Source organism: Rhodococcus sp. GQ147 (assembly GCF_059759155.1).
Genome location: NZ_JCAXDU010000033.1, coordinates 1 through 23,675 on the forward strand (window position 1 = coordinate 1; position 23,675 = coordinate 23,675).

21 protein-coding genes and 2 pseudogenes are annotated in these 23,675 nt (G+C 68.3%); 9 read left to right on the forward strand and 14 right to left on the reverse strand.

The annotated features are described in order from the left end of the window. The 4 genes and pseudogenes from AC6CID_RS24135 to AC6CID_RS24150 form a co-directional block, all read left to right on the forward strand. Positions 1-1,188: pseudogene (locus tag AC6CID_RS24135) on the forward strand (AAA family ATPase); the annotation flags it as partial. After that, positions 1,185-2,420, forward strand: a complete 1,236-nt coding sequence (locus AC6CID_RS24140) for a vWA domain-containing protein (protein WP_064062065.1) — start codon at positions 1,185-1,187, stop codon at positions 2,418-2,420. The pseudogene AC6CID_RS24135 and the gene AC6CID_RS24140, both read left to right, overlap by 4 nt. A gap of 921 nt (positions 2,421-3,341) precedes the next feature. Further along, positions 3,342-3,728 (forward strand): hypothetical protein, encoded by a 387-nt coding sequence (locus AC6CID_RS24145; RefSeq protein ID WP_139192957.1) that lies wholly within the window; start codon positions 3,342-3,344, stop codon positions 3,726-3,728. 115 nt (positions 3,729-3,843) lie between these two features. Continuing rightward, positions 3,844-4,110: a hypothetical protein gene (locus AC6CID_RS24150; RefSeq protein ID WP_033096661.1), complete on the forward strand. Its 267-nt coding sequence runs from the start codon at positions 3,844-3,846 to the stop codon at positions 4,108-4,110. A gap of 43 nt (positions 4,111-4,153) precedes the next feature. Here AC6CID_RS24150 and AC6CID_RS24155 read toward each other — a convergent pair whose 3' ends face one another. Continuing rightward, the gene (locus AC6CID_RS24155) at positions 4,154-4,549 is read right to left on the reverse strand and encodes a VOC family protein (protein ID WP_230811514.1); all 396 of its coding nucleotides are present in this window, start codon (positions 4,547-4,549) and stop codon (positions 4,154-4,156) included. Between the two features lie 154 nt (positions 4,550-4,703). Here AC6CID_RS24155 and AC6CID_RS24160 point away from each other — a divergent pair, with 154 nt between their 5' ends. Next, positions 4,704-6,287, forward strand: a complete 1,584-nt coding sequence (locus AC6CID_RS24160; protein WP_498354610.1) for an alkaline phosphatase D family protein — start codon at positions 4,704-4,706, stop codon at positions 6,285-6,287. Positions 6,288-6,301: 14 nt separating this feature from the next. Here AC6CID_RS24160 and AC6CID_RS24165 read toward each other — a convergent pair whose 3' ends face one another. Continuing rightward, on the reverse strand, positions 6,302-7,837 hold the full coding sequence (locus AC6CID_RS24165; RefSeq protein WP_498354611.1) for a Mur ligase family protein: 1,536 nt from the start codon (positions 7,835-7,837) through the stop codon (positions 6,302-6,304). Positions 7,838-7,947: 110 nt separating this feature from the next. Here AC6CID_RS24165 and AC6CID_RS24170 point away from each other — a divergent pair, with 110 nt between their 5' ends. Next, on the forward strand, positions 7,948-9,456 hold the full coding sequence (locus tag AC6CID_RS24170; RefSeq protein WP_498354612.1) for a protein adenylyltransferase SelO: 1,509 nt from the start codon (positions 7,948-7,950) through the stop codon (positions 9,454-9,456). 296 nt (positions 9,457-9,752) lie between these two features. On the opposite strand, the gene AC6CID_RS24175 is transcribed toward AC6CID_RS24170, so the two are convergent. From AC6CID_RS24175 to AC6CID_RS24200, 6 genes are all read right to left on the reverse strand, one after another. Beyond that, positions 9,753-10,052: a type II toxin-antitoxin system Phd/YefM family antitoxin gene (locus AC6CID_RS24175; RefSeq protein WP_217579821.1), complete on the reverse strand. Its 300-nt coding sequence runs from the start codon at positions 10,050-10,052 to the stop codon at positions 9,753-9,755. 132 nt (positions 10,053-10,184) lie between these two features. Next, positions 10,185-10,817: a pyridoxamine 5'-phosphate oxidase family protein gene (locus tag AC6CID_RS24180; RefSeq protein ID WP_050993475.1), complete on the reverse strand. Its 633-nt coding sequence runs from the start codon at positions 10,815-10,817 to the stop codon at positions 10,185-10,187. Positions 10,818-11,037: 220 nt separating this feature from the next. Then, positions 11,038-12,192 (reverse strand): glycoside hydrolase 5 family protein, encoded by a 1,155-nt coding sequence (locus AC6CID_RS24185; RefSeq protein ID WP_498354613.1) that lies wholly within the window; start codon positions 12,190-12,192, stop codon positions 11,038-11,040. Positions 12,193-12,268: 76 nt separating this feature from the next. Then, positions 12,269-16,429 carry a TIGR02680 family protein gene (locus AC6CID_RS24190; RefSeq protein ID WP_498354614.1) on the reverse strand — a complete coding sequence of 1,387 codons (4,161 nt, stop codon included), beginning with the start codon at positions 16,427-16,429 and terminating at the stop codon, positions 12,269-12,271. Then, the gene (locus AC6CID_RS24195) at positions 16,426-17,820 is read right to left on the reverse strand and encodes a TIGR02678 family protein (protein ID WP_006551991.1); all 1,395 of its coding nucleotides are present in this window, start codon (positions 17,818-17,820) and stop codon (positions 16,426-16,428) included. Before AC6CID_RS24195 ends, AC6CID_RS24190 begins: the two co-directional genes overlap by 4 nt. Continuing rightward, positions 17,817-19,307 carry a TIGR02677 family protein gene (locus tag AC6CID_RS24200; protein ID WP_039587209.1) on the reverse strand — a complete coding sequence of 497 codons (1,491 nt, stop codon included), beginning with the start codon at positions 19,305-19,307 and terminating at the stop codon, positions 17,817-17,819. The genes AC6CID_RS24195 and AC6CID_RS24200 overlap by 4 nt, the downstream gene beginning before the upstream one ends. Positions 19,308-19,525: 218 nt before the next feature. On the opposite strand from AC6CID_RS24200, the gene AC6CID_RS24205 reads away from it, so the two are divergent. Continuing rightward, positions 19,526-20,854, forward strand: a complete 1,329-nt coding sequence (locus AC6CID_RS24205) for a PucR family transcriptional regulator (protein WP_064255579.1) — start codon at positions 19,526-19,528, stop codon at positions 20,852-20,854. Between the two features lie 7 nt (positions 20,855-20,861). Here the strand turns inward: AC6CID_RS24205 and AC6CID_RS24210 are convergent, their stop codons facing one another. Together AC6CID_RS24210 and AC6CID_RS24215 are read right to left on the reverse strand one after the other, a co-directional pair. Then, on the reverse strand, positions 20,862-21,023 hold the full coding sequence (locus tag AC6CID_RS24210; RefSeq protein ID WP_175427958.1) for an alpha/beta hydrolase family protein: 162 nt from the start codon (positions 21,021-21,023) through the stop codon (positions 20,862-20,864). A 23-nt stretch (positions 21,024-21,046) separates the two neighbouring features. Then, positions 21,047-21,175 (reverse strand): hypothetical protein, encoded by a 129-nt coding sequence (locus AC6CID_RS24215; RefSeq protein ID WP_260782744.1) that lies wholly within the window; start codon positions 21,173-21,175, stop codon positions 21,047-21,049. Positions 21,176-21,664: 489 nt separating this feature from the next. Between AC6CID_RS24215 and AC6CID_RS24220 the strand changes: the two genes are divergently transcribed. After that, positions 21,665-22,018: a Zn-ribbon domain-containing OB-fold protein gene (locus AC6CID_RS24220; RefSeq protein WP_006551994.1), complete on the forward strand. Its 354-nt coding sequence runs from the start codon at positions 21,665-21,667 to the stop codon at positions 22,016-22,018. Between the two features lie 10 nt (positions 22,019-22,028). On the opposite strand, the gene AC6CID_RS24225 is transcribed toward AC6CID_RS24220, so the two are convergent. Further along, positions 22,029-22,439 carry a RidA family protein gene (locus AC6CID_RS24225; protein ID WP_231782065.1) on the reverse strand — a complete coding sequence of 137 codons (411 nt, stop codon included), beginning with the start codon at positions 22,437-22,439 and terminating at the stop codon, positions 22,029-22,031. A gap of 86 nt (positions 22,440-22,525) precedes the next feature. On the opposite strand from AC6CID_RS24225, the gene AC6CID_RS24230 reads away from it, so the two are divergent. Then, positions 22,526-22,897 carry a winged helix-turn-helix transcriptional regulator gene (locus AC6CID_RS24230; protein WP_094980499.1) on the forward strand — a complete coding sequence of 124 codons (372 nt, stop codon included), beginning with the start codon at positions 22,526-22,528 and terminating at the stop codon, positions 22,895-22,897. A 5-nt stretch (positions 22,898-22,902) separates the two neighbouring features. On the opposite strand, the gene AC6CID_RS24235 is transcribed toward AC6CID_RS24230, so the two are convergent. The 3 genes and pseudogenes from AC6CID_RS24235 to AC6CID_RS24245 form a co-directional block, all read right to left on the reverse strand. Then, positions 22,903-23,139 (reverse strand): nucleotidyltransferase family protein, encoded by a 237-nt coding sequence (locus AC6CID_RS24235; RefSeq protein WP_308880000.1) that lies wholly within the window; start codon positions 23,137-23,139, stop codon positions 22,903-22,905. Beyond that, positions 23,103-23,243: pseudogene (locus tag AC6CID_RS24240) on the reverse strand (hypothetical protein); the annotation flags it as partial. The gene AC6CID_RS24235 and the pseudogene AC6CID_RS24240, both read right to left, overlap by 37 nt. A gap of 36 nt (positions 23,244-23,279) precedes the next feature. After that, positions 23,280-23,543: a GlsB/YeaQ/YmgE family stress response membrane protein gene (locus AC6CID_RS24245; protein WP_094980498.1), complete on the reverse strand. Its 264-nt coding sequence runs from the start codon at positions 23,541-23,543 to the stop codon at positions 23,280-23,282. Positions 23,544-23,675: the final 132 nt, after the last annotated feature.

Here is a 23,675-nt window from a genome sequence, read left to right on the forward strand (position 1 = left end):
GCAACGAACTCGACAGCGCCGCAACGTTGTCGGCGATGCTCGACGCGGTGACCACCGAGCCTCGACCCGACGACCGACTCGAGGCCCTGATGGTGGCGGTCACCGCGGATCTACCGGTACTGCTGTGGGGTGAACCGGGAATCGGTAAGACCGCCGTCCTGAGCCAGCACGCCGAGGCCGTCGACCTGCCACTGACCACTGTCATCGCGAGTGTGCACGAGCCGTCGGATTTCTCGGGTCTGCCCGTGCTCGGAGACGATCCCGCAACCCGCGGCGTCCCGATGGCACCGCCGGACTGGGCCGTCCGGCTCGTGCAGGCCGGGCGGGGACTGCTGTTCCTGGACGAACTGTCGACGGCTCCGCCCGCCGTGCAGGCGGCGCTGCTCCGTCTCGTCCTCGAAAGACGAATCGGGGCACTGCAACTCCCACCCGGTGTCCGTATCGTGGCTGCCGCCAACCCGCCGTCCTCGGCAGCGGACGGCTGGGAACTGAGTCCGCCGTTGGCGAACCGCTTCGTGCACCTGCACTGGACCTACGACCACGACGTGGTCGTGCGGGGTCTCGGCGGGACCTGGCCACGGGCGACGCTGCCGCGTCTCGATCCGGAGAAATTCTCCCGGCGCGGTGACGTTCGCCCGCAGCGCGGTCTGTGAGCTTCTCACCGCCCGGCCCGCCCTCGTGCATCAACTCCCCAGCAGCCAGAGCCGCCGTGGCAGTGCCTGGCCGTCGCCGCGGAGCTGGGACATGACCGTGCGGCTGATCGCGTTCGCGACCGCCACCTCGTCGTCGAAGGACGTGCTGTCGTTGCTGGTCCGGGGCAGTGTCGGCGACGGACCCGGGTTCGAGCTGCTCGCAGCCATCGAACGTATGGACCTGCCGGATCCGGAGGCGCTGCTCGCCGATCCGGCGGCTGCCGACCTGCCCGAGCGCGGTGATCTGCGCCAGGCCGTGCTCGACGCGGTGGTCGCCGCGGTCCGCCGACGGCCGGAGAAGTGGCGCTGGGACGCGGCGTGGACCCTCCTGGCCACCGCGGTGGAATCCGGGCCACCCGATCTCGTGGTCGTGCCGGCCGTCACACTGGCCACCCTGCGCCGCGACGACTGGGAGGTGCCGGCATCGATCGACGAGCTCGCCGGTGTCGTCTCGGTCGCTCGGTCGGCGGACGCCGTCGCGCAGGCCGGCCGATGACGTCGTCGGCATTCGACGCGGACAAGATCTACGCCGCACGGTTGCATGCCGTTCGCGCCCGACCCTATCTCGCGACCGCCTTGTACGCGCTGCACATCGTCGCGTCGCCGCGCGTACCGACCATCGGTGTGGACCGGCACTGGCGCTGCTACATCTCGCCCGGTTTCGTCGCTCGGCGACCGGTGGAGGAGCTGGCGTCGATCCTCGTTCACCAGGTCTCGCATCTGCTGCGCGATCACCACGGCCGCAGCGACCGCTACGCCCGCGCGCACGACCTGGACGGTCGCGCCGATCGACTACGCATGAACATCGCGGCCGACGCGGAGATCAACGACGATGCGTTCGGTGACGGATTGCCCCTACCCGACGACGCCGTTCTGCGGTCGACCCTGCAGTTGCCCGCCGGTCAGCTCATGGAGGACTATCTGCAGCAGTTCGGCCTCGGTCCGTGCACCGACAGGCTGGCCTGGCTCGACTGCGGCAGCGGTGCCGACGGCCTGAGCCGTGAGTGGGAGTGGGGCCCGGAGGGGGCGAACGCGCTCAGCGACGAGCAACGGGACGCTGTGCGCTTCCGGGTGGCGCACAGCATCATCGGGCAGCCGGGCAGTGCACCCCGCGGGTGGCAGCGGTGGGCGGAGGAAGCTCTGCACCCGACGCAGCCGTGGCGAACTCTGTTGGGGGCGGCGATCCGCTCGGCCACCTCCGCGTCCGGCGCCGGTGACGACTACACCTACCGCCGGCCGGCGCGGCGCTCTGCTGCCGTGCCCGGAGCGGTGCTGCCGAGCCTGCGGCGAACCCCGCCGCGGGTCGGTGTCATCGTCGACACCTCCGGCTCGGTGAGCGACGCGGATCTGGGCAGTGCACTGCTCGAGGTCGCCGTTATCGCGCGGGCCGTGGGAGGGCGTCGTGACCTGGTCACGGTGCTGTCCTGTGACGCGGCCGCGCGGATCGTGCACCCGCTGTGTCAGGCCGAGGACATTCCGCTGGTCGGAGGCGGTGGCACGGATCTGCGCGCCGGATTCGCCCGGATGCTGCGTCTTCGGCCCCGGCCGGATGTAATGGTGGTGCTCACCGACGGGGAAACCCCCTGGCCCAGCAGCCGTCCGGGGTGCCGGACGATCGTCGGTCTGTTCCCCCGCATTGCGACCCGCAGCGAATCGAACCCCGACTTCGTTCCGGACAGGCCGCCGGAATGGGCGCGTGTGGTGCAGATCGGCACATCTGCGATCTGAAGGGCACCGGAACGAAGCCATGAGGGAGGGGACGTGGGGCGCTCGCTGGTGCTCTCGGGTGGGAATGCCATCGAGGCCGCGTGGTTGTCGGAGTGTTGCGCCCGCGGAATTTACCCAGGCGCAGCGCGCTGCGTCGAAGCGGTGTCAGCGATCAGATCGACTCTACGAGCGGATTCAGCGGATCCTCCGGTACCGATGCGAGCCACTACTCGGCCCAGGTCGCTCCCATCGCGTGGGCCGGATCAGTCATTCCGACTGCTCTGGCGTTGTCCTGCCGGTTCTGGAAGCGGAGGTGATCTGATGTCGGACTTCGGTGTCGTCGGTGGGACGACAGAGGCTTTCATCCGCCTGAGACTCAGCGTTCGGAGCCGCGGGCCGTCGGCCAGTTGATCAACAACCTCGGTCTGAGTCGATTGTCGAAGTCGGATCAGAAGATGGCGATCAAGCGCTGGCTCGAGTCGAATCGTCCGAGTCCACGCTTGAAGAAGTCGCTGTTCCGTGTCGGTGACGAGTCTTTGCTTGCCGAATCCGTCTGACTTCTCCAGCTTCGAATGCTCCTGGTGCTTGGGGCGTCCGACAGTCCTTGTCCTGATCCGGATAGCCGCTGATCCCTACTGTGTGTCCGGGTACGTTGTGACGGACGTGAACGATCGGAATGAAGAGGGGGAACCCGGTGCGCAGTGACCGGTGGGTCGAAATCAGCCCTTCCCCGTTCGACCACGAACGCGAGGGCCTCGAACGTATCAAGGATCACGCCGGCGACTTCCGACGGCTCCAGGAACACCCTCGATACGACCAGATCGTCGCGGCGCTTGGACTGTACCTTCCCGCTGCGTGCCGTATCCGTGCCGTACCGAGGCGACATTCTGGACGGTGAGTTGTTTCCCGAGTTCCAACCGCAGGCGAATCTTCTGCATCTCCATGGCTGCCCTGGAGACGTTCTACATTGCGGTCTCCGACGAGTCGGACGACATAGCCGCCGTGTTCTTCGTGGATAGTCGCTATCTCCCGGTCAGTAGGTGGGGCCGGGTGTTGCTCGCCGCTCGGGGAGTGATGTTCGACGAGGGGACCCACAAGTCCGGCGGAGGATTCGAGCAGTGCTTGATTGTCGATGACATCCGCTTCGTGCGTTCAGCTCTGAAATCGAAGCACGTCCGCGCTGCGGCTGCGAAGTTCAACCTCGACTTGATGCGTAAACGTCAGTCGGCGTACAAGCCGTCGCATTGTCGGCAACTTGCCGCTGCTGCTCTGGCCTCGTTCGCGGAACTCCCGTCGAGGCAGAGCGAAGCATCGTGCCGTCAGGCGTGAATTCGAGCAATCGCTGGACGACCGCGAGTATTCGACTCGATCGGTTCGCTGCGGAGTTCTGCAGGTTTGCAAATTACCCGGTCCGAACACTCGGGCTTCCGAGGAGGTAACGAAGGTGTACGAAGTCAAGGTCACCCATCGGGTCCTGGCGAACCGGCGTTTCGCGTGCGAGATCTACCCCGGGGTGTTCGTCGTGGAAGGTGGTGCCGTCCTGTCCACCTATGCCGGACCTGCAAACGGTTACTGCCCCTGCGAGCCGGTGGAGCCGGAGGTCGACGAAGTGTTCGAGATGAGCGAGCGGCAACTCGAGGACGCCATTCAATGGGCAACGTCGATCTATCGTCCGCGACTGAGCTATCGTCCGCGGCGGAGGTTGCGCTAGAGAGCATCCGGGCGCGGCGGATCGTCGCTGGGGGCGAGGGCGATCAGCTCGGCGGCGCGAAGAATTCGAGCGCGATGTTGTCGGGATCGCGGAAGGACAACCCGGAACCGTACGAGGCGTTCTTGATGTCCCCGTGTGGGATACCCAGACTGTCGAGCCGGTCGCGCCACTTGTCGAGCTCGTCGGCGGTGCAACCGAACGCGATGTGGTCGAGCCCGGTGTTCCGTTCGTCGAAGGACGTCTGCGCCGGCGCATCGGGGTGGGTGTGCAGGCCGAACAGGGTGCCGCCGTCGAGTGCGAAGACCGCGTGGTGGAAGGTGCCCGATTCGTCGTCCTCGTCGAGGACGGGTATGGCGTCGAAGAGGTTCGAGTACCAGGCCGTGCTTGCAGCCAGATCCGAGACGGTGACGGCGACGTGGGTGAGTGCGGGAAAAACCATGACAGTCTCCTCCGTTCGAGGCCCCTCCTCATCGTAGACCTCGATGCGGTGCTGCCGACCCCTGTCGGCGTATCCCCAAATGTTTCCGAGTGTTCTTCCTACGTTCGGTAACGTAGTCCGTGCGAAGGAGATTCGGCCACTACCTTCCGTGGCCATGCCTTTGTCACGTAGATCGTTCCTTTCGGCCGGACTCGGAATCACTGTCGTCACCGCAGCCACCTCCGTCGGTGTCACCGGATACGCGCGCGCCGACGCGCCGGGAGTGAAGGGCGACCCCTTCCTGCTGGGTGTTGCCTCGGGCGACCCGGTGCCGGACGGATTCGTGATCTGGACCCGCCTCGCGCTCGACCCGCTCGCCGAGGAAGGACTCGGCGGCATGCCGAACCGTCCCGTCACCGTGCAGTGGGAGGTCGCGGAGGACGAGAAGATGACCCGTGTCGTCGCACGCGGTGAGGAACGAGCCGTCCCCGACAGCGCCCACTCCGTGCATGTCGAACTGGTCGGGCTGCGTCCGGGCCGGGAGTACTTCTACCGGTTCCGTACGGGCGACGACATGAGTGCGGTGGGGCGGGCGCTGACGACACCGTCGGCCACCGAGACCGCGGCGGCTCTGACGATGGCGTTCGCGAGCTGCGCGCAGTACGAACACGGCTGGTTCACCGCCTACCGGCGCATGGCGGAGGACAACCCGGATCTCGTTCTGCACCTGGGGGATTACCTGTACGAGTACACCGGCGGCGGTTACACCAGCGACACCGGTCTCGTCCGCTCGCTCGACGGACCCGAGACCGTCACCCTGGCGAACTACCGGCAACGTCACGCCCAGTACAAGGCCGACACCGATCTGCAGGACGTGCACGCGATCGCGCCGTGGCTGGTGGTGTGGGACGACCACGAGGTCGACAACAACTGGGCCGGAACGATTCCAGAGAACACCGATGCCGCTCAGAGCAACGAGACCACCGAGAACTTCCTCGCCCGCCGCGCCGCCGCCTTCCAGGCCTACTACGAGAACATGCCGCTGCGACCCTCGTCGACACCGCGGGGGCACGACATGAAGATCTTCCGGCGGATCCGGTGGGGCACTCTCGCCAACTTCCACATGCTCGACACCCGTCAGTACCGCGACGACCAGGCCGCCGGCGACGGGTGGAAGAAGAACGTCGCCGAACGTCACGACGAGGCACGAACACTCACCGGAACCGAACAGGAACAGTGGCTGCTCGACGGTTTCCGCACCTCCACCGCGCAGTGGGACTTCCTCGGTCAGCAGGTGTTCTTCGCCGAACAGGACAAGGACCCGAGCCCTGAGGGCGACGAGGTGAGTATGGACGGCTGGGACGGGTACGCGGCGTCACGTCGTCGGATCACCCAGGGCTGGGTGGATTCGCCGGTACGCAACGCCGTCGTGCTCACCGGCGACGTGCACCGGCACTGGGCCAACGACATCAAGGTCGACTTCACCGATCCCGACGCGCCGGTATTGGGTTCGGAACTGGTGTGCACGTCGATCACGTCGAACGGCAACGGAACCGGCGCGACGCAGGTCGACCACATGCCGGCGAACCCGCACCTGAAGTTCCACAACGACCGGCGCGGTTACGTGCGTACCACGATCACCCCGGACGCCGTGCACGCCGACTTCCGGGTGCTCGACACGGTCACCGAACCGGACGCGCCGGTGTCGACGAAGGCGTCGTTCACGATCCTGTCCGGGCAACCTGGCCTGCAGGCCTAGGAACCCGGCAGTCCTCAGCAGCGGGGCACGCGCGAGGTGGACCTCCGGTGCGTGCGGTGCAGTGCGCGCCGCAGTTCGTCCCGGTCGTCGAACACCTGCACCGTGTCCCCGGAGACCAGGCGTGGCTCGCATCCGCGTCCGGCCACGACGACGACGTCTCCAGGGCCGGTGTGGGCGACGGCGATATCGAACGCGCGACGTCGGTCGGCCTCGACGACGACGCGGGCGCTGCGCGCTGCGAAGGCCCCTTCGGCGACCGCATCCCTGAGCACACGCGGGTCCTCCGAGAGGGGACTGTCGTCGGTCACGACCACCACGTCGGCGTAGGTCGCGGCGGTGTGCCCGAGCGGAAATCGCTTGCCGGGATCGCGTTCTCCGGTCGCGCTGATCACGAGGACCAGTCGCCGCTCGGGGGCGAGCGACCGGAGGAAGGGTAACAGTTCGCGTTGCCCGGACGTGTTGTGCATGTAGTCCACGAGCGCGAGAACACCTTCACCGGCGTCGACGCGTTCGAGCCGGCCGGGCACACCCGCGAGGGTCTCCAGACCCGCTGCGGCCTGCAGGACGTCGCCGTCGACGGCGGCCACCGAGGTGAGCGCCGTCAGCGCATTGGCCACCTGGTGTGGTCCGAGCAGCGACAGTCGCACCGGCGCACTCCCGGCCGGCGTGTGCACGGTGAAGCAGGTGCCGTGGAGATCGCACCGGATCGAGTCCGCGTACACGTCGGCGCGGGCATCGCAGGTCGAGTGCGTCCACAGCGGCACGTCGACGGAGGCCGCCAGACGTCGCCCGTACTCGTCGTCGATGTTCACCACGGCCGTCTGCGTGCGGTCGGCGGTGAACAGTGCCGCCTTGGCGGCGAAGTACTGCTCCATCGTGTGGTGGAAGTCGAGGTGGTCGGGCCCGAGATTGGTGAAGGCGACGGTACGGAACCGCACGCCGTCGACGCGGCCCTGACTGATGCCGTGCGAGGACACCTCGAGCGTCACCGCCTGCACGCCCTGGTCACGGAATTCGGCCAGGGTGCGGTGCACGACCGCGGCCTCGGGGGTGGTGCGGGTCGCGGGTCGTGTGCCGGCCGGACCGCGCACGACGACCCCGCCGATCATGCCGGTCACCACGCCGGTGGCCGCGAGTGCGGTGTCGAGGAGATAGGTCGCGCTCGTCTTGCCGTTGGTGCCGGTGATGCCGTGGACCTGCAAGTCGTGAGAGGGGTGCCCGAGGATCCACGACGCCAACGGGCCGACCACGTCGCGCGGTCGATCGACGACGAACGTGGGTAGAAGGCGTGACGGCCGGTCGCTGAGCACCGCGACCGCGCCATGGGTGGCGGCTTCGGCTTCGAAGTCCAGGCCGTGGGCGTGGTGTCCGGGCAGCGCGACGTACAGATCACCGGGCCGCACCGTCCGGGAATCGTCGCTGATGCCGGTGATCACGCGGTCGTGTCCGCACTGCGGTCCGGATCGCAGGACATCGCGGAGGTGCTCGGCGACGTCGCGGACCTGGATCCGCCGGGTGGGACGGCGAGGATCGTCCGGGTCGGTGTGCACGGGGGCGGATACCCGGTCCGGGGCGGAATGATGCGCCGCCGGTGACCGGGGTCCACCGGCGTTTCCCTCGCCCGCAGCGTGCGTCGGTGTCACACGGTTACCCTCGAAGGATGACTGCGATTCCGGATTTCCCCGTCGGCACGAACACCACGATATCCGGTCTCGGCAGTTCCTTCGCCGACGAATTGAGCGGATTATCGGTGCCGTGGCAGGGCGCCGAGGCCCCCGACCCGGAACTGCTCGCGCTCAACGAGAACCTCGCGGTGTCGCTGGGACTGGACGTGGCGTCGCTGCGCAGCGCCGACGGGGTTGCCGTCCTGACCGGCGCGGAGGTGCCGGCGGGTGCCAAGCCGGTCGCGATGGCCTATGCCGGGCACCAGTTCGGCGGATACGCTCCGCTGCTCGGCGACGGTCGGGCGTTGTTGCTCGGTGAACTCGTCGACGCGGACGGTGGCCGCGTCGATCTGCATCTCAAGGGTTCGGGTCCCACGCCCTTCTCCCGGGGTGGGGACGGCTTCGCGGTCGTCGGGCCGATGCTGCGCGAGTATCTGGTGAGCGAGGCCATGCACGCCCTCGGCATTCCGACCACCCGTTCCTTGTCGGTCGTGGCGACCGGTCGGCCGGTCCACCGCGAGGGCGCCGAGCCCGGCGCGGTGCTGGCCCGTGTCGCGGCCAGCCACCTGCGGGTGGGGACCTTCGAGTTCGCGGCGCGGCAGGGCGAGGTCGTGCGTGCACTCGCCGACCACGCGATCGGCCGGCACTATCCGGATCTGCTCGACTTGCCGGAGACCGGCGAGAACAACCGCTACCTGGGACTGTTCACCGCCGTGGTCGAAGCGCAGGCGTCGCTGGTGGCGCAGTGGATGCTCGTCGGTTTCGTCCACGGGGTGATGAACACCGACAACACCACCATCTCGGGGCAGACCATCGACTATGGTCCGTGCGCCTTCGTCGACGCCTTCGATCCGGCGGCGGTGTTCAGTTCCATCGACCACAGCGGGCGCTATGCGTTCGGCAACCAGCCCGCCGTCCTGAAGTGGAATCTGGCGCGTTTCGCCGAAACCCTGCTCAGACTCGTGGATTCGACTCCGGATGCGGCGATCGCCGCGGTCACCGCTGTTCTGGACAGTTTCGACACCCGCTACGAGCGGCACTACCGGTCCGGTCTGGCCGTCAAACTCGGTCTTCCAGAAGACTCTCTCGATCAGGAACTGGTCGACGATCTGTTGACGCTGCTGGAAGAGCACCGCGCCGACTGGACGGTGACCTTCCGTGCCCTCGCCGACGAACTGCGCGGCAATCCGGCACCCCTCGACGGACTCGTGCCGCGTGAGCGCTCGGCGCCGTGGCTCGAACGCTGGCACGCCGCGGCCGAGCGGGACGACCGGGCAGCGGGGGAGAGGGCGGAGGCGATGGACCGCGTCAACCCGCTGTACATCCCGCGCAATCATCAGGTCGACGCCGCGCTGAAGGCGGCGACCGGCGGCGACCTCGAGCCGTTCGCGAGGCTGCTCGACGTCGTCACACATCCCTTCGAGGCGCGTGGCGAGTGGAACGAATATGTCTCGCCCGCACCGCGTTCGTTCGCCGAGTCCTTCCGGACCTTCTGCGGCACCTGACCGCCCGATACTGACGAATCGAGACCGGTGTTGTTCGCGGGTTCCCAACGGATTTCGCGAACAACACCGGTCTCGGTCAATTCTGGACCAGTCGGGTGCGCGTCGGATCGCGCGGCCGGTTACGCACGAACTCGACTCCGGTCGGGTACTTGCAGGTGGCGAGTTCGCGTCGGAGGCGGCCGCGGGATCGGCGAGCTGGACGACCGCTTTCACCGCCTCGCGGCGAGACTTCCGGCATCTGCACCGCCCGGCCGCAGTGCTCGGCGGCGGTGTGCAGATGTACGGGATGGAGACGGTCAACGGGCGCGACGCCGTTTCTTGCGCCTCTTCTTGTTCTTCGCGCGCCGGCGAGCAGCCGGCGGCTGCCGCCGGCCCGTCGACGCGGCGGCCTCGAGCGAACGTTGCATCTCCCGGCGCAGGCTGTCCATTAGTTCGGGGGAGCGGAGCAGGAAGGTTGCCTCCTGCAGCGCCGCATAGCGGTCCTTGGAGATCAGGACGCCCGTGCCGCGTTTGCCGACGATCTCGACGGCGACGGTCTCGTCGTTGACCTCCCGGACCAGCTCACCGAGCCGCTTGCGTGCGGCTTTCACGGACACGGACGTTGATGGCACTCGCGGCGACTCCGATCTGTTCCTTCGACGCGGGCATCCTTTCATCACCGATGTCGGATTCGGGGGCGGACACGACGGAAAGCCCCTTCGATGTCACAACGGACAGCCCGTTCGATGTCACAGAAATGCGCGCACGGAGCGTGGCAACGCGGTCGAGGACCCGGTGATCGGTGACGGGATCGGATCGTCGGCGACGGTCCGCAACGGCACCACTCCCGCCCACACGGAGTGGTCTTCACCGTCCCCGGCGTCCTCTCCCGGTCCGGCCGCCCGGACCTTTACGCTCACCTCGGTGAGCGGCACTTCCAGGACCGTGGTGGCGGCCAGTTCTTTCGGTGTCGGCGACCGGACCTCGTCCCACCGACCGGGAATCAGATGCTCCGTCACCACCTTCAATGCGTGTTCCTTCTCGCCCGGCGCGACCGGTGTGGCCACACCGAACAACACCGCACTGCGGTAGTTCATGCTGTGGTCGAAGGCCGACCGGGCGAAGACGAGCCCGTCGAGATGCGTCACCGCGACCGACACCTCGATCCCGGACCGCGCGGCGAGAAACATGCCGGCGCCGGTCGAGCCGTGCAGCAGTAACCTGTCCCCGTCGCGGCCCACCGCCATCGGCAGCACCACAGGCGATCCTTCGCGGACGAAACCCACGTGCGCGATGCGGGCCTCGTCGAGAAGCCGGTGCAGCACCGCCGGATCGTCGGTGCCGCGTTCGGGTTTGCGGGTCAGGCGCGTGCGGTCGCTCATGGCACCGATCGAAGCAGTGCCGCCGCGGCCGGTCAACCGGATTCCGAATCGAGTAGTGCGCTACTCGCGACCCTCGACGATCGCCACCACAGACTTCGTGTACAGGCACGGAGTGCGACAGTCGACCGGACGACGGAGATGACGAGACGGACAAGATCGGGGACCATGCAATCGTTCTGGGCGCGAGCGTCGATTGACCGTCGATGCGTGAGGACTGTTCTTACGGAGAGAACTGCGCGTTCGGCAGGGTGGAGGGTTCGAGGGATCCGAGGTCCTCGACCACATCCCACAACGGGTCGTCGAATCCGATGTCGTAGGTACAGTCGGCTTCCCGCGGGTCGGGCACGAACGCCCACAGCAGTGCACCTGCGGTGCCGGCGGCGCGTTGGCCCTCGATCTTTGTGGTGATGTGGTCGGCGCGGTCACCGAGCGACCCGCAGGACCCGGCGAGCTCACCGATCTCGGCCACGAGCAACGGCTTTCCGACGGCTGCGGCTTGCGCGACCCGCCGGGCGAGACCGTTCCACTGATCGCCGGGCAACGGCACGCCGTCGGCGCCGTAGTCGTGGTACTGCACGGCATCGACATAGGGGGAGGCGCTGACGAACTGGTACTCGTCACCTTGGGTGCCGCACTGACCGCCCCCGGTGTAACCCGCGGTGATCAGGGTGCGTGGGTCGACGGCGCGCAGTTCGGCTCCGGCCGTGTCGAAGAAGTCGCGCAGCACCTGCGCGGCGCCGGGCTCGCACGACCGGGTCCACCAGTGGCACGCGGGGTCGGTGCATGAACTCGTCTCCGGTTCGCCGACCAGTTCCCATGCTGCGAGGGATGGTGAGTTCCGGTAGCGGGCGACGGCGGTGTGCATCCAGTCCCGGTAGCTCATCACCACCTTTTCGTGTCCCGGGGTGAATTCGGTCCACCCGTCGACGTACCATTGCCGTCCCTTGAAGACCTCGTCCTCGCATGCGCCGTCCTGTGGTGCCAGGACCGGCAGCAGCATCTGATCATGCGCTTCGGCCGCGGCGAAGACCGCGTCCATCGGTCCGAAGTCGAGTTGCCCGGTGAACCGGTTGACGGCGAGCGCCTGGAAGAGATCGAAGCGGGTGAGCGAATTCGGGGGCAACGTACCGAAATAGGCGTCGAGGTTCACCATCGCTCCGCATCCCCAGTTCACCGACCAGTCGGTGGCGAGCTGGTAGGCGTTGAACCCGGTGGGCCACCAGGCCCGACCGTCGAGCGCGAAACCGTCCGGCGACGCGGTCACCCGCGCGCCCGGTGCCGGTGCCGGTGCCGCTGCCGCGGGACTCGTGCCCAGCAGCAGCCCGACCACGGTCGCGGCGCCGACGATGAGTCTGGATACCCGAAGCCTCGTCATCTTCCGGATCGTAGGTCCGCGGCGCAGGTGAGAGCCTCGATCGAGGAGGAACACGCCGTAGTGACCGTCGTCATGATCATGCGAACTCGAGGGCTCCTTCCACCGGGCGTGTGATCCGTCGGGTGCGCGGGGATCCGAGCGCGCTCTCCAGATCCGACCCGTCGTGCTCGGCGAGCAGTTCGCCACCGGACCACACCAGCAGCGTGGTGGCGACGGTGTGCTCGGCCACCGAATGCGACAGGTCGTAGTGCGCACAGCCAGGCACACCGGCATAAGTGATCCACAGGTCGAAACCGGTCATGAACAGGTCGAGGTCGAATTGCACGGACAGGCCGAGCAATTCGCTGCGGCCGGTGTCATCCACACCGGCGAAGGCCTCGTCGAGGGCGAGCAGGCGCGGCGCATGCGGGTCGGCGGAATCGAGCATCACGTGCGCCGCGGCGAACAACGGCAGGTGCAGGGAGACGGACTGTTCGCCACCGGACAACGCCGAGTGCCGGGCCGGTGTGAGGCGGTCCTCGCTGCCGTCCGCGCCGACGAGGCTGAACGAGAACACCCGCCACCGGCGGTAATCCAGCGTCGCGGCGAGGATCTCCGGGTACGACCGTTCCGGATGCGCGGCCCGCTCCGCGCGGATCCGCGCGGCGAAATGCGCGCGGATCCCCGCCAGATCCTCCGGAGCCAGCATCGACGCGTCACGGTCGAGGAGCTTGCACACCGCCCGGGCCGGTTCGTCGAGATGGTCGGCGAGCACCCAGTGCACCCCGATGGTGTTGCCCGAGGACATGTGCCGTTGCCGCATCTCGGCACCCATCCGGGCGATGAGGTCGCGGGCGTCGACGGTGCGCTCGTGGATCTGCTGCGCGAGACCGGTGAGGAGCGCGTCTTCGAGGATGCGCCGTTCGGAGTCGGTGAGCAGGGTCTCCTGTTCCTGCCGCGCCCGCGCGATGCGCTGCGCGAACGCCGCGACGGACGTGTACCCCTGTTCGTCCTGTACCTGCACGACGGTGATGCCGTCGGCAGCGTCCCAATGCAGGCGGTAGTCGCGACCCCGGGCGAGTTCGGCGTCGAACTCCTGCAGCGCGGAGGTCAGTGCAGACGCGGTGGACTTGCGGGTCGACTCGGAGGCCGTGACCGAGTCGGTGGCGGCGTCGAGTGCCCGGAACAACGCGACAACCTCGGTGGGCAGCACGTCGACGGTGTCGTCGGGGGACTGCCGGATCCGATAGGTCAGCTGATCGGCGTCGAGCCACGCGGCGGCGCTGGACGGCCACATGTGCTCGCTCTCCACGCCTAGCAGGGTCAGCAGGTCGCGGCGGGCGAAGGGAGCCAGAGCATCGGCGTCGGCGCGGGCCTCGGTGAGCGCCGACCGCAGTGTCTGCTCGGCGCCCGTGTGGGCAGCCTCGGCCTTGCCGATCCGCTCGAGCGCCGACTCGTGGGCCTTACGTGCGGTCCGCTCGGCGGTCTTCGCCGCCTCGATTCGGCGCCGGGCCTCGTCGAGCTGGGCATCGATTCGGTCGGCGCTCGCCCCGATCGACTCGCGTAGCGTCTCGAGCTTCTGCTGCTCGTTGGCCAGCGTCTCGGCGTTCTCCGCCGCGAGTTCGGCCGCATTCTCGGCGGAGACCCGCGCCTCGTCGAGGCGAACGTCGTTGTCGCGGAGGCGATCACCGCAGGTGACCTGCTCGCGCAGCGCGCGCTGCAAGGCCTGGCCCTGCGAACGGAAGTGCCGCACGGCCGCATCGAGACTGTCGAGTTCCGTCGCGGTGAGCGGTGCCCGGTGTCGGCCGGCCGTCGACCGCAGGTGCTGTTCTTTGGTGGCGACCGCGGCGATCGCTTGGTCCAGATCGCGGTCGGCGGCGGATGCGGATTCGGATGCGGTCCGCAGCGCGCCGGCGCATTCGGTGACCTTGCGTAGCGCGGCGAGCACGGATCCGGTGCGCGGCAACGACTTCACGGCCTCGTCGAGTGCGGTGAGCCGGTCGCCGATCTCGCGATCCTGCTCGCGCAGCGACGCCACGTCGGCTCGGCACTCGGCGATGGTGGTCTCGAGTTCGACGATGCGACGCTGCCGCCGCCGGGCGCGGGCGGTGGCTCCGATGAACTCGGCCTGCTCCTTGACGTGGCGACCGAGCTGCACTCCCTGCCGGAACCTACCGTGCGCATCGACCGACACCCGCGCGTCCGGGCCGGGATCGGTGGCCCATGCGATCGACGACAGCACCGCGGCGACCCGTTCCTCCGGGACGGCCGTGTCGGTTTCGGGAACGAGTACATCGGCGAGCGTGGGACCGCTCGGCCGGTGCCCGGGTGCCAGCGGCACCAACAATTGCTCCGACTCGATGTCCGGCAGGTCGCCGACGCCGTCGGTGATCCACCCGTCGAGCAGGTTCGCGCCCTGCAGGGCCGCTTCGATGCCGGCGGCGTCCTGCGCCGAGGCGTCGTCGCGGAAGCGGACGAGCTGCCACAGCGGCGCGCCGACGAGATCGTCACGGTTGCCGGTGCGGGCCGGGAAGGTCGGGGGAGCGTCGTCACTTTCGGCTGCGACGGCGGTGCGTTCGGCCTCGAGTTCGGCGATCCGGGTGCCGAGCGATTCGATCTCCGCGCCGCACACGCGACGCCGGAACCGCAGGTCGTCGAGCACGGGCGCGGTGCGCTCGGCGAACACCGCCGCCGGGGACGGGGCATCGTCCTGACCGACGGTGCCGAAGGCGGTGTCGAGCGCCTCGAAGACCGGGGTGGACAGGCCCACAGCCGCGAAGGTCTCGGCGCGATCGGACCACCACCGGCCCAGCTCGGCGGCGACCTCGCTGCGGGACAGGTCGACCATGGTCTCGCCGGCCTCCACCGCGGCCGACGCGGTGCCGCGTTGCGCGCGAGCACGCACCGCGGCAGCCTCGGCCCGCGACCGCGCAGCGGCGGCACCGTCGAGCTGGGACAGTGCGCTGCGCACCACGCGCACGTCGGCGTCGCGTTCCTCGGCGAGCGCGTCGATCGCCGCGCTGAGCTGCTCGGTCCGTTCGATGCCGTCGAGACCGGTCCATGTGATGCCGGCGTCCTCGGCCGCCGCACTCAGCCCGTCCTCGGCGCGACGACGTGCCGCCGTCGCCGTCTCGAGCGCGTCGCGGGCACTGTCGTGGTCGCGGAGCCGGTCGGCCACGACGGCCTGGGCGCGGTTCGCCTGCTCGGCCTGCGCGGCGGTGGTGCGCTCGAGGTTCTTCACCGCCGAGGCGAGGTCGTCGAGTTGCTGTTTGCCCTCGTAGGCGCTGGAGCGGTGCAGTGCCTCGAGGGTGGTGCGTGCCTGTTCGTGGTCACGTTCGGCCACCAGGAGCTGTTCCTCCGAGGCCGTGCGTGCGGTGGCGGCCTCGGTGCGGGCCTCGGCCGCCTCACGCAGCGACCGCACCGCGGTGTCCACCACCCCGAGACGGGTGGCGACCTTGTCGACGGCGGTACGGGCCTGCTGCCGGATGTACTTCGAATACACCTTGACGAACTGCTGCGCCGCATCGTCGGCGGCCGCGAGGGATTCGAGGGTGCGTTCGACCTCCTCGATCGCGGAGAACGAGCGGGCGGCCTCGACGATGAGATCGTCGTCGAGGGGACGAAGACCGTCGGTCAGCGCCTGCGACAGGCCCTTCGGGTCGAGGTTCTTGGCGAGCTGGGGGCGGCGCAGCGTGAGGATCAGGTTGATCAGCTGGTCGTAGCGTTGTGCGCCCAGACCGAACATGCGCGCGTCGATCGCCGCCCGGTAGTCGACGGGACGATCGGCGATCGCGTCGGCCCCGATCTGATCGACCAGTTGTTTGCGGGTGAGCGGTCGGTCCTCGTCGTCGAGCAGCGAGAAGTCGACTCCCACACGGCCGTCGACGACGAAATGCCAGCGGGTGACCTTGTCGTTGCCGCGGGTGGCGCGCATCCCGATGCCGATGGTGACGGCCTCCGGGTCGTCGGCGCGGCCGCGGCAGAACTCCATCCACACGTACGAGTGGGCGCTGTCCTGCCCCCGGTACAGCAGGTTCGAGCGCATGGTGCGCTCCTCGCCGGCGAACGGGTTCAGACGTCGCGGTTCGATCCGGCCGTCGAGCACGAACGGGAACAGCACCTCGAGCGCCTTCGTCTTGCCCGACCCGTTCGGTCCGCGCAGCACCAGTCGTCCGTCGGCGAACGAGAACTCCTGGTCGCGGTAGTCCCACAGGTTGATGATCCCGGCACGCGTGGGGCGGAATCGGGCGCTGCTCATGAGATCTCCGTCGGGTTCGTATCGGGTGCGGGGACTGTCGGTGGGGTGGTCTCGGGGAACAGGTCGATTTCCGGATCACGTTCGCGCACACTGACCGTCACGCCGCGGAAGCGGGCGATCGCGGGCAGGACGAGTACCCCGCCGGGTACCCGGGCCACCAGCCGCAGCCGGTCGAGCATGTCCACCGCGGCCTCGGCCAGTCCCGCGGGGTCGGCCTGCCACTGCGCGGCGAAGGTCCGGCCGTAGATGTCGACGAGACGCCCGACCGTGCCCGCCAGCCACGAATCCTCGAGCAAGGGATGCTCGAGCGGGGCACGAGCGGCGTCGTCCTGCTCCAGCTCGTCGGGGATCGGGGTGTCGGACGCCGCGAGCGGGGTGAACACCGTCGACCTCGGGATCGCGGAATCGACGGCCGCGAGGAGAGCGTCCTGTGTCTGTGCAGGTACGGGTATCCGGGGTGGGGCAGGGGCGTCGGGATCGAGGACGCGATCGCACATCTCCCCGGCCAGCAACAGCGCGACCTGCGCGACCGTCCCCGTGTTCGGAAACCGTACATCTGACAGTCGTCCCGAGGTATCCACCAGCGCAACACCTTCGGCGCGACGCTCACACACCAGGCCGGTGAGCAACTTTACTTCGTCGGTGGTGCGCGGCAACGCCAACTGCAGCGCTTCGTCGTCGTCGAGATCGTCGGCGTACACCACGGGACGCTGCACCAGTGCGCGTCGCACTCGCCTCCGGACCTCCGCCGTATCCGATTGCGGGGCACCGGCATTGCCGAGCAGACCGCGCACCGATTCGAGGTGCTGCAACGCCCGCGGTGGCCGGAACAGGGCATGCACGACCGCGCGGTCGACGTCGTAGAGCGCCTCACCACTGTCGGGATCGCTCGCCCACCTGCCCGCATCACCGTCGGCGAGGGTGATCGCCCCGCGCACGCCGAGCCAGGTCACGGCATCGACGAAGGCATCGCGATCGGCGGCACGTTCGGTGTCGAGCTCGACACCGTCCACCCGGCTCGCCTCGGACGCGACGTGCTCGGCGAGTTCGGACAGGGTGATCTGCCCGGCGCCGCGACCGAGCGCCGCGATCGCCAACGCGAGATAGGCATAGCGGCGCCGGTCGAACGGCCGGCCGGTGTGCGTCGACGTGCCCGCCCCCGCGTCGAGGCGATCGGCGACGGTGAACAGCCGCGCGGTGGTCTCGGTGACCTCGAGCCGGTATCCGAAGGTGGCGAGCAGATCCTCCCGCAGCTCGGTGGCCCAGCGGCGCACCGTCGCCAGTGCCGACCGGTCGGGAAAGGTCGCGGTGACGAGGTGGTGGGTGAGCACCAGCCGTGCGGCGCGCTGATACGAATCCAGCTCGACGGACGGAATCGAACGCGCCCTCATCGCACCTCCACCGACAGACCGTCGAGATACAGGCGCCCGCGCGCGGTGTGCACCACCGTCGACTCGCCGCTCGGTCGGAGGGTGAGCTTGACGCCGTTCTGCGTACCAGAGGACGCATCGTCGCTGCGCACCCGCCCGCTCACGGGCACGCGGGCCGACAGTGCGGCGTCGAGCAGGCTCAACAGCACCTCTGCTTCCGGTTCGCTCAGCTTCCGTTCGCGCACCCCTCCGGCGGCGAGGGAACGCGCCGCTTCGGCCCGGCGACGCTGCTTCTCGAGTTGCGCCTCGCGCAGCCGCCGTACTCCGGCGTCGTTGCGTTGGATCCGCCCCGGCGCTCCCGCTGCGGGGCGCCGGCCGGTCTCGGCGAGGGTGCGGGCGATCTCCACGGGAGGCGCTTCCCACCACGAGCGGGTGACCGGCACGATGTCGGCATCGGGATGGGCGACGGAGAAGTGTCGGGGCCGGCCCAGGTCGAACACCGCATCGAACAGTGCGTGCGCGGCCTCCTCGGACGGCGCGGCAGCGAACCAGCCCGCGAGATGCCGCAGCTGCGACTCGCGGCTGACACCCCCGCGACGCTGCTCGGTGAGCCGGCGCAGCAGCCCGAGCACCGCGGAGATCGCGTTGATGGTCGCGCCGCGCAGGCGTTCGGATTCGCTCGGTTCGGAGCCCACACCGACGAACCAGTGTTCGACGCCCCACCAGCGCTGCGCCCAGTCCGCTTCGCGTTCCTCGAACGAGAGCAGCACCCGCTCGTCGTGCCGGGCCGCGGCCGCGGTGAGCTTCTGAACCCCGGTGGTCTGTACCCGGTCGAGCGCCGTGGAAAGCTTCGGGGCGTAGCGGGCCAGGTCGGTGCTGAACTCGCGCATATGGGTGAGCAGCGCGTCCTTGTGGGCGAGGAAAGTCTCCGGGGTGACCTCGGTGGTGCGCACCAGCTCGCCGAGGACGAGATAGAAACGGGCGGCGCGCTCGGCCATGTCCGACAACGTCGCGTCGAGGCGGCTCAACTTCCGGTAGACCAGCTCGCCGTCGCCGGCGGCGTTCGCGTCGGCGAGATCGTTGAGATCGGCAAGCAGATCGGGAAGGGCCAGACGTGACAGCGAGACGTCCTCGCCGCGGGAGGACAACACGTCCTCCACGGCGCGGAACACCCGGTAGCCCGCCTGCCCGAACTGGTAGACGTAGTGCCGGTTGCGGTACTCGGCGAGCGTCGCTGCCCGGGATCCGTCGTAGCTGCGTTCGAGCACACCCCACGCGTGCAGCTGCTCGAGCAGCGCCGGGATCTCGGAGGAATCGGGCACGTCGTCGCCGCTCGCGCCGGGCAGTCGGGTGAGGACGTTCTCGACGTCGCCGGCGTGCAACAGCACCGAGTAGTTGCCGCGCGCGTGATCGAATGCGCGCAGAACCCACAGGTAGTGCACCCTTTTCTCGGCCGTCGCGAACGAGAACAGGCGCAGGCGGTCGTCCCGCACCAACGCGTCCTCCATCGCGCCGAACCGCGCTCGGCCTGATTCACTCACCGTGACAGGTTAGGCGGCGCAACCGACGGGTCCGGACAACACCCGGCGTGAGTGTCGGCATGATCGTTGCCCGAGGGACGCCCCGATCCGCGGTGGCGGCCCGTCCCGAGCCGTTACGGTCGAGGCGGTGCGCTCGGCAAGGCAGTGCACTCGGACAGACGCCGTAGCCTCCGGAATCGGACACGATGAATCCTCACGAGATCGGACAGGACACCCACAGCGTGGGCGATCCCGGACCTGCCACGCGTGCCTTGATCGAGGCGGTCGCCGACCTGTCGACGACGCGGCACGCCGAGATCACGCAGTACATGACCGAGCGGATCTCGGCCGAGATCGAGGCGGTGTCCACCGACCGCCACACCCGCCGCTCCCTCGCCCAGGCCGCGGAGGAAGGCGTCGCAGCCATGACCCGGTTCCTGCGGGACGACCTCGAGGAGATCGAGATCCCGGCGGCGTCCTACTCGCTGGTGCGCATGCTGGCCCGACAGGGATTCCCCGTCTCGGTGGTCGACCGCAGCAACCGGCTCGCGCAGGACAGCATCATGCGCTGGTGCCTCGAGGTGCTGGCCGGACTCAGCGACGACGCCGCGGCAGTGATGCAGGCGGGCGTGGAGATCCTGATGAAACTCTCCGCGGGGATCGACGGGGTGTCGCAGAAGCTGCTCGGGGTCTACGAGACCGAGCGCGATACCTGGCTGCTCAACCGCAACGCCTCCCGGACCGCCCGCATCCAGGACATCCTGGCCGGACGACCGATCGAGGTGGGGGACGCCGAGCGCACCCTCGGCTACCGGCTCGGCCAGCGCCACCTCGGGGTGATCGTCTGGACGGACGATATCGAGGTGGTCGGTGGGGACCGGTCCGGCACCGAATGGAACGGTCTCGAGCAGGCAGTGACGACTCTGGCCGAACATCTCGGGCGGGGAGGTCGGGTGCTGTTCGAACAGTTCGACGAGTACACCGCCTGGGCATGGATCCCGCTCGGCACGGTCGATCGCATCGACCCGAGGGGACTGTCCGGGATCGTCGCGGCATGGCAGCGACCTGTCGGTGTCGCCGTCGGCGCGCCGCAGGAGGGGATCGACGGTTTCGTCCGCACCCATCGGCAGGCGGCGCAGGCGCGGGAGGTGGCTCTGACATCGGCGCTGCCGGGTCCGCGTCTCGTCTCGATCGACGAGGTCGGCGCGGTCGCGTTGATGTGCACGAATCTCGAGTGGGCCCGCGGCTGGGTGGGGGATGTGCTCGGTCGCCTCGCCGCCGACGATCCCGCTGCCGCGCAACTGCGGCACACGCTGCGGGAATTTCTTTCCAGCGGAGGGAGTTTCGTCGCCACAGCGGAAAGACTACATCTGCACCGGAATTCGGTCGCCTACCGGATCAGCAAGGCGGAGGAGCAGATCGGGCACAGTGTCCGAGAGTGTCGGCTCGACCTCGAGAACGCGCTGGCGCTGTGCCACTGGCTCGGCGCCGCCGTGCTCGCCCCCGATTCGGAGATTCCGCCCGCGCCCGGCTGACTGCGCGTCAGCGGGAGCCGGGCACGGTGCTGCGAACGAACCGTCCGATCTCGCCGATCGCGCGGACTCCTTCGGGTAGCAGATCCGCGGCGGCCTGGAATATGTGCACCTGCCGGTCCCAGACCTGCAGATCGCACGCCATACCGGCGTCGGCGAGACGGTCGGCCATCGACTCCGCGTCCACAAGAACAATTAGTGCGAGCCGACCTGGATGAGCGTGGGCGGCATGCCCGACATATCCGCGTCGGCGGGGCAGATCCGCCCCGACTCCTGGCGACGTCCTGCAAGGCCGGCCAGCGCTTCGAGTGCGTTGCCGGGCAACAGCGCGCAGTGTGCGGCGTTGGAGTGACCGAGCTTGCGGGCGAGTCGACCCGGCGAATCGGGTGCCGCTGTCTTCCACGTGAAGGACGAACGTCCCTCGGTTCACCGGTGCGGCTGCACACTGTTTCGGTAGTGATTCGGGCTGTGCGCACAGTGTCCGCGCGTGGCACTGGGTGCCGGTGCGAGCTGGAACACGTCGAAGTAGGGAAGATCTGCAGGTAGGGAGGTTTATTCGGGCGCTTGTCCAAGTGACATCCGGTGGCCCGAACGACCCGAAGTCCCCTGTCGACCGACCCGGCATTGTGCGCTGCGACCAGCGAACCCCCACGATCTGTGTGCTCGCGTACCGATGGAAAAGGTCCCGAGTCGACCTACCTTCGAATAGGGGGCCGATGATCGGAGCCACGTCATCGGCCCGTCGGGGTCCCGCCCCCCTCTACGACGGACCGCTTCGTGGCTCGGACATTTTCCGTTGACGGAAGGACTGCGATGGCGCCCCACGCGACGCAGAACTGCATGACGATCCTGCGCTGCGGAAGCTGCACGACGCTTCACGCTCCGGAGACAGCGTGCTGCTCCTCCTGCGGCGGCGCGAACCTCGAGTCCGCCCGCTGCTCCGGCACCGGCTCGATCGTGTCCTGGAAGGTCGTCGAACCGCTCGACGACGGCGCGCAGGACGACAGCGCGGTCACCCTCGCAATCGTCGAACTCGACGACGGGCCATGGCTCTACTCGAAGATCGAAGGATCGTTCCCCGACTGCGCCGAGGCCCGGGTGCGGGTCGCGTTCCGGTCCACTGCGGGTGACGACGGATTCCCCGTCTTCGGGATCTGCGCGGCCTGATCTACGACGCTCATCCCTCGAGAACCGCGGTGGCTTCGATCTCCACGAGCACGCCAGGTTCGTAGAGCGCCGCGACACCGATCAGCGATGCCGGCGGCATCGGATCGGGCAGATCGATCTCCTGCGCGACGGCCTGCACACCGGCCATGAACTGTCCGATCTTCTCGGGATGCCAGTCTGTGACGTAGAACGTCAGGCGCACGACATCGCGGAAGGTCGCGCCGGCTCCGTCCAAGCCTCGTGCGACGTTGCGCAGCGCTTGGGCCACCTGACCGGCCAGCTCGGTAGGAATCGGTGAGCCGTCCGGCATGTATGCGACCTGTCCGGCGAGATGGACCTGTCGCGTGCCGGTGGAGACTGCGACGTGGTGGTAAGGAGCGTTCGGCAGCGTGCCTTCGGGGCTGAACAGGGTGACGGACACGGACATGGAGTTCTCCTGGGGTCGGAACTAAATGGTATCCGAGTTATACTTGGTATCCGGAAGTCACTTCAACGAAACCAGGTTTCATGTCGGATACCGCTGACCACGATCTGCTCGCCGTCGCCGCCCACCGGGAACTGTTGGGGCAGATCCTCGACAAGTGGTCCCTGAGCGTGCTCACCGAATTGTGCGAGGCTCCGCGCCGCTTCAACGAGATGCGGCGCGCCGTTCCCGAGGTCACGCAGAAATCCCTGACGACCACGTTGCGCAGACTCGAACGCAACGGAATCGTCGAACGCCGGGTGGTGAACACCCGCCCCGTCGCGGTCGAATACCGCATCACGCCACTGGGGAAGACGGTGCGCGAACCGATCGACGCTCTGTTGATGTGGGCGTCGACGAATCTTCCTCGCATCGAGGAAGCGCGACGCAGATTCGACGAGGATCTCGGCGAATGAGGATGTCAGCGCTCGGGCCACGGTTCGACGACCAATCGAGGCCATTCCACCTGCCATCGTCGGGCTTTCGCTTCGTACACGTTGCGAGGTGCCAGCACCGGATTCGGGCGGAGCACCATCCCGAACAGGTCGTCGAAACCGTGCGGAGCGTAGACCCGTAGTCCCGGATGCCGGCCTGCCGGTCGCGGCCGTCGAGAAAGTTCCAGACCGTCTGGAAGACTCCGCCCGCGGTGAGATACCAGTCTCCGATGCCGAGTTCACCCGTCCGGTCCAGGACGACCCGGCACACCGGATTTCCGGGAACGATGTCGAGCAGTCGCTGCTCGGTTGCGGGGCGTGAGGTCACTCGGGCATCGTCTCTCGTCGCGGGATACCGATAGCGCTAGGCCTGACGCGACCGGGACTTCCAGGCCGACCAGACAGCGGTCACGATGATCGCGCCGGCGAGGGAGCCGATGATCCCGCTGGGGCGTAATTCAAGTCCGTCACCTGCGAGAAGGCTGATGAGTAGACCGCCGATGAACGAACCCCCGACGCCCGCGACCAACGCGAGAGTCCAGTCGATCCCGGTCCCGGACCTGCCCACGACGAGCTGTGCCACCGCGCCGACGAGCAGCCCGAACAGAATGATTCCGATGATCAACATTGCGCGAGTACAAGTGGACATCCTCACGCGGACCCCGCTTTACGTCTCGAAAGTGCAATTCGAGATCCGGTCTTCCCACGGGTCAAACTGTTGTTACATGCGAGCCTGCCCTTCGAGTTCAGCAAGGTTGAG

Excerpts from the sequence above, each read along its gene's own strand:
- AC6CID_RS24190 (WP_498354614.1), bottom strand. The coding sequence starts at position 16,429 with ATGAGCAGCGCCCGATTCCGCCCCACGCGTGCCGGGATCATCAACCTG.
- AC6CID_RS24185 (WP_498354613.1), bottom strand. The coding sequence starts at position 12,192 with ATGACGAGGCTTCGGGTATCCAGACTCATCGTCGGCGCCGCGACCGTG.
- AC6CID_RS24170 (WP_498354612.1), top strand. The coding sequence starts at position 7,948 with ATGACTGCGATTCCGGATTTCCCCGTCGGCACGAACACCACGATATCC.
- AC6CID_RS24210 (WP_175427958.1), bottom strand. The coding sequence starts at position 21,023 with ATGGCCGACCGTCTCGCCGACGCCGGTATGGCGTGCGATCTGCAGGTC.
- AC6CID_RS24140 (WP_064062065.1), top strand. The coding sequence starts at position 1,185 with ATGACGTCGTCGGCATTCGACGCGGACAAGATCTACGCCGCACGGTTG.
- AC6CID_RS24195 (WP_006551991.1), bottom strand. The coding sequence starts at position 17,820 with ATGAGGGCGCGTTCGATTCCGTCCGTCGAGCTGGATTCGTATCAGCGC.
- AC6CID_RS24160 (WP_498354610.1), top strand. The coding sequence starts at position 4,704 with ATGCCTTTGTCACGTAGATCGTTCCTTTCGGCCGGACTCGGAATCACT.
- AC6CID_RS24200 (WP_039587209.1), bottom strand. The coding sequence starts at position 19,307 with ATGGAGGACGCGTTGGTGCGGGACGACCGCCTGCGCCTGTTCTCGTTC.
- AC6CID_RS24180 (WP_050993475.1), bottom strand. The coding sequence starts at position 10,817 with ATGAGCGACCGCACGCGCCTGACCCGCAAACCCGAACGCGGCACCGAC.
- AC6CID_RS24155 (WP_230811514.1), bottom strand. The coding sequence starts at position 4,549 with ATGGTTTTTCCCGCACTCACCCACGTCGCCGTCACCGTCTCGGATCTG.
- AC6CID_RS24245 (WP_094980498.1), bottom strand. The coding sequence starts at position 23,543 with ATGTTGATCATCGGAATCATTCTGTTCGGGCTGCTCGTCGGCGCGGTG.
- AC6CID_RS24230 (WP_094980499.1), top strand. The coding sequence starts at position 22,526 with ATGTCGGATACCGCTGACCACGATCTGCTCGCCGTCGCCGCCCACCGG.
- AC6CID_RS24220 (WP_006551994.1), top strand. The coding sequence starts at position 21,665 with ATGGCGCCCCACGCGACGCAGAACTGCATGACGATCCTGCGCTGCGGA.
- AC6CID_RS24205 (WP_064255579.1), top strand. The coding sequence starts at position 19,526 with ATGAATCCTCACGAGATCGGACAGGACACCCACAGCGTGGGCGATCCC.
- AC6CID_RS24145 (WP_139192957.1), top strand. The coding sequence starts at position 3,342 with ATGGCTGCCCTGGAGACGTTCTACATTGCGGTCTCCGACGAGTCGGAC.